Here is a 4910-nt window from a genome sequence, read left to right as displayed (position 1 = left end):
TTTTCTTTTCTTTACAGTGCTCTCTTTTTCTTGTGTATCTTCATATAAAATATGTTCCTCTTTATTTAATAGAAATCCTTTTCCTGCTCTTTTAAGAAGTTGAGATGCCACAGGTATTCCAACAAAGTTTTGAAAAACTAACATCATTATAACAAAAAGAGCTAAATGTTCTTTCCCAGCCTCTGTTAACTTAGCATTCATAATTATTGAAGCTGTACTACTTCCTGCAAAAATTGGAGCTCCAGCTAAAGCAAGATCTCTACCAATTATTAATTTCCCTATGAAGAACACTCCTATAGTTGATATTGTTACAGTTAAAATTGAAATTATAACTGTTTTCCACTGTCTTTTTAACTCTGAAAAATCAAGAAGATTTCCCATTCCAGTTATTAAAACCCCTATTAAATTACCACCAACTACTACTACACCAGATTTTTCAAAAATCTCAGTAGGTAGTCCTCCCCAAAAACCAAGCAATAAAAGTGTTGATAAAACTAAAACTGTTGACAGTGTCGCCTTTGTTTTTAAAGCTATAAACTCTGATAAAGCAAAAATTGTTATTAAAATTGTTATTGCAATTACTCCTGACATAAATATATTCCCCTTTTCTCTATTTTCTAAGAAGCATTCCCTGTGTATTCTTTACTAACTGCTGGAACAATTCTCTCTGGTTTTTTTAATATATTCCCCTCATCTTCTACTCTAATTGATTTTATAATAACTGGAGTAAAAGGTGCATTAAACTTTCCAGGTCTTTCATCTGTCGGAACATTTGCAAGTTCCTCTAAAAGAGTATATCCACTTATTAATTTCCCAAAAGCTGAATATTTCCCATCTAACTCACTTGCTATATCTTTATGTACTATAAAAAATTGAACAGCTTGACTATCACAGTGATCATATCTTGCCATTGAAATAGTTCCTTTGACATGTTTTATTAGATTTTCCACTCCATTTACTAAAAATTCCCCTTTTATAGAAAATTCCGAATCACTTGTACAAGTTCCATCAGTTGAACCTCCTTGAAGTACCCAATCCTTTTTTATACGTTGAAAAGGTAGCCCATCATAGAATCCTGAATTTGCTAAATCAGCAAAATTATAAACTGTATTTGGTGCATATTCTGGATAAAGTTCAAGTTCAAACTTTTGTAAATCTTCCATTGTTATTGTTGCAATTATTTTTTTCATAATTCCCCTCCATTTAATGCTTTCTTAAAAATTATTGTGAATATTAGAAGGTATTATACACTATCTTGATATAAAAAAATAGTATTTTTGTACTTAATTATAAAAAAAGAACTTAGAATTATTTCCCAAGTTCTTTTTGAGTTTTTTTTAAATTAATAATTATTGCAAGAGCAATAGTTCCATAAGCTATAAAACTTCTAAAATATTCACCTAAAGCTGCATTATTAAAAATATTTTGTCCAGCTTGAGGAGATACAATAAAAAGAGCATGAAATAAAAATATCCCTAAAAAAGCATTCTTAACACTAGCTTTTTTTATACTAGCTCCTCCTGCTAATATTGCAGCACTTGAAAATATATCTGAATTACTTTGAGCAGTATATACATTTGCTACTCCTATATTTTGTAAATAAATAAACTGCCCTATAGAAGCTAAAACTGTAGAAATAATAACAGCTTTAATTCTAACTTTTTCTCCATTTATTCCTAATAAAAATGAATTTTTATAATCTCCACCTACAGCTTTCACTTGTTGACCAAAGGGTGTATTTAAAATATAATGTATTCCTGCCCCAAATAATATAACTATAGTAATCATATATAGTTGATAATCTATTATTTTATAACTTCCTAAATCTACCATATCCCTTATTCCAATTCCTCTGCTAAGTCCTATAGCTTTATTTTTTATTGGAATTACACTTCCAAACCCTGTCATAAATATCATTTGAAAAATGCTATTACCTAAAAATCCTATTATTATAGATGTTATCATCTCTTTACCCCTAGCTCTATTAAGGGCTAATCCTATAAAATAACCTATTATAATAGAAAAACTAATACTAAGAATTAATATAGTAACAATACCAACTACTCCTTCTATAGACCAATTTAATGCAATAACTATTGCTGCTTGAGTACATAGAGCTCCCATTGTAATGGCAAAATTTAATCCCATTCCTGCTCTTATTGGAATTATTAAAGCTAATACAAGTATCCCATTTCTAATGAATCTAGTTATTAATTGATTTATAACAAAAGAAGTACTTAATCCAGAAAAATATAGGCCTACAACAGATAAAATTAAAAAGCCTACAGGAACATAATTATTTTTTAAAAGATCAGTACTAACTCTCATTTTTTACTCTCCTTGTTTTTAGTAATGCATATAAAATGATAGAATTACTTACTATCATTCTAAATATTTCTGAAACTTCAGGAAGAAGAATTTCATTTGCAATAGGAGATGATAAAAGGTATATAGTATGAAAAAGATAAGTTCCTATTATAGCTTCTAATATATAAACTCTCTTACTGTTAGCTCCTCCTATGAGAATTGCAGAAGCAGCAGGAAAAGCCATCATCATAGGTGCATTATAAAGCTCTACAAAACCATATGATTGACTATATACACAAATTCCATATCCTGCAATAATTGTAGAAATAATAACGGCTTCTATTTTTACTCCTTTAATATCTATTCCAGCTCCTTTGCAAAATTTTTCATTTTCTCCCACAGCTAGCATTGTCTTTCCTTTACTTGTTTTAAAAAACAAATAAATAAATACACATATTAGTGTATAAAATAGAATACTTCCAATTGGAATCTTATATCCACCTATATTTTCAAGAAGAAAGTTATCTAAAATACTATCAAAATAATTATTTAAGCTTATTTTAGGTCTAAGTCCTTTTCCTCCAATAGGATATAACATACCTCTGTTTTTAAAAGGAATTAAAGTCCAGAAAAAATTCATAAGAAAAACAAAGGAAAATCCAATAAAAGTTCCTGTAATCTCCTCTCTTCCCTTGGAATAATTTAATATTCGTCCATAAATTTCTCCTAATATCCATCCTATTATAGTAGTAAAGAAAAGAGCTACAATAAAACCCCATACTCCAGTAAATTTCATATTAATACTAACACACATTCCTATAAGACCACTTATAATTCCTACAGGAAGTCCAAAATTAATTCCTATTCCAGCATTAATCATAGGAATTAAAGATATTACTAAAAGTCCATTCATAAGAAATTTTGAAATAGATTCATTAAAAAATCTTTTAATATCCATATTAAGAAAATAAGCTATAATTACAAGAACAATAAGAAATATAAAAATTATAATTTGAGAGATTCTTTTATGCATATTTTATCTCTCCTTCTTGCAACTTTATATCTAACTTAGAATTAATAATTTGTGAAATCTCACCATTGTATAATACAATAATTCTATCACATATTCTTTCTAACTCATCTATCTCACTAGAAGCTACTAAAATAGTTGTATTTTTTTTTCTGTTAATTTTAACTAACATATTTAATACCTTTTCTTTTGCATCAACATCTATTCCCCTTGTTGGCTCTCCTATAAAAAGTAGTTTTGGATTTAAAGATACAGCTCTAGCTATACAAACTTTTTGCTGATTACCTCCACTTAACTCTCCCACCTTCTGTTCAACAGAAGATAATTTTATGTCATATGAATCAACACATTCCTCAACAAATTTATTAATTGCTTTATGATTCCAAAATCCTAAAGCACCAGCTAAACCACCTTTTAAAAATCTCTTTTTTATTGTTGTATTACTAAAAGCTATATTATCCATAACAGATTGATTCATCAATAAATTCAATCTTTTTCTATCTTCTGTAAGAACCACTATACCATCTTTCATATTTTTAGAGATATTATTTGGATTTAAAAGCTCTCCACAATACTTTATCTCTCCACTTACAGGCATAAGCCCACCTATTCCATATCCTATAGAAAGCTTTCCATGACCAGAAAGACTAGTTACTCCAACTATTTCTCCCTCTAAAATATCTAAATTAATATTCTTACTTTCATCTCCAGGCATAGATACCCCAAAATTACAAAATTCTAAAATTTTATTTCCTTTAAGATATCTTTTTTTTATTAGAGATTGATTTATTTCATGTCCTGTCATATCTCTTTCCATAATTTTTATATTAAATTGAGATTTTTCATATTTAGATATTATCTGACCATCTCTTATAATAGTGAGTCTGTCACATAAATTAGCCACTTCATCTAATCTATGAGAGATAAAAACTATAGTTAATCCTCCCTTAGCGAGCTCTTTAAGAATTTTCATAAGAATTTCTGAATCTGTTTTATTGAGGGCAGCTGTTGGCTCATCAAGAAAAAGTATCTTTAAATTAGATTTTTTAATTTCACGTGCTATCTCTATAAATTGCTTTATACTTGTAGATAAATTTTCCACCCTTGTATTTACATCTATTTCTACTCCTAAAGTTTTAAGAAGTTTAGATATTTCTATTTTATTTTCCTCTAAAGATATTAGTGAAAATTCTCTTCCAAAGAGTTTTTTTAGTTTTTTATTAACAATCTCATCTCCTAAATTTATATTTTCCCATATAGACATCTCTGGAATTAGAATAAATTCTTGATGTATCATACCAAATTCTGATTTATAAGAATTTTTGAAAGGCTCAATTTTCTCTCCTCTCAAATAAATATCTCCTCTATATCCTCCACTTTCTTTTATTATTGGATTTCCAAATAATATATTAAGAAGAGTACTTTTTCCAGAGCCATTTGTTCCTACAAGACCATGAATCTCTCCTTTATATAAGGTTAAATCTATATCACTAAGAGCTTTTACTTTACCATAACTTTTATTTAATCCCTTTATTTCAATTAATTTTTCCATATTTTATCTCATTAATACATT

General features: G+C 28.1%; 4 protein-coding genes and 1 pseudogene. All 5 read right to left on the bottom strand.

Translation table 11 applies throughout. The annotated features are described in order from the left end of the window. Positions 1-591 (bottom strand): annotated as a pseudogene (locus tag Q0V09_RS07595) (hypothetical protein); the annotation flags it as partial. 26 nt (positions 592-617) lie between these two features. Beyond that, entirely contained in the window at positions 618-1190 is a 573-nt protein-coding gene (locus Q0V09_RS07590; RefSeq protein WP_297488131.1) for a peptidylprolyl isomerase, read from the bottom strand. Between the two features lie 118 nt (positions 1191-1308). After that, positions 1309-2328: an ABC transporter permease gene (locus tag Q0V09_RS07585; protein ID WP_297488128.1), complete on the bottom strand. Its 1020-nt coding sequence runs from the start codon at positions 2326-2328 to the stop codon at positions 1309-1311. Continuing rightward, positions 2318-3340: an ABC transporter permease gene (locus Q0V09_RS07580; RefSeq protein ID WP_297488125.1), complete on the bottom strand. Its 1023-nt coding sequence runs from the start codon at positions 3338-3340 to the stop codon at positions 2318-2320. Before Q0V09_RS07580 ends, Q0V09_RS07585 begins: the two co-directional genes overlap by 11 nt. Then, on the bottom strand, positions 3333-4889 hold the full coding sequence (locus tag Q0V09_RS07575) for a sugar ABC transporter ATP-binding protein (protein WP_297488122.1): 1557 nt from the start codon (positions 4887-4889) through the stop codon (positions 3333-3335). Before Q0V09_RS07575 ends, Q0V09_RS07580 begins: the two co-directional genes overlap by 8 nt. Positions 4890-4910 lie beyond the last annotated feature (21 nt).

It is taken from the genome of uncultured Cetobacterium sp., from assembly GCF_947039425.1.
Lineage (GTDB): Bacteria > Fusobacteriota > Fusobacteriia > Fusobacteriales > Fusobacteriaceae > Cetobacterium_A.
Note: the sequence above shows the minus strand (reverse complement) of the source record. Positions and strands in the feature narration are given on the sequence as shown.

Excerpts from the sequence above, each read along its gene's own strand:
- Q0V09_RS07590 (WP_297488131.1), bottom strand. The coding sequence starts at position 1,190 with ATGAAAAAAATAATTGCAACAATAACAATGGAAGATTTACAAAAGTTT.
- Q0V09_RS07585 (WP_297488128.1), bottom strand. The coding sequence starts at position 2,328 with ATGAGAGTTAGTACTGATCTTTTAAAAAATAATTATGTTCCTGTAGGC.
- Q0V09_RS07580 (WP_297488125.1), bottom strand. The coding sequence starts at position 3,340 with ATGCATAAAAGAATCTCTCAAATTATAATTTTTATATTTCTTATTGTT.
- Q0V09_RS07575 (WP_297488122.1), bottom strand. The coding sequence starts at position 4,889 with ATGGAAAAATTAATTGAAATAAAGGGATTAAATAAAAGTTATGGTAAA.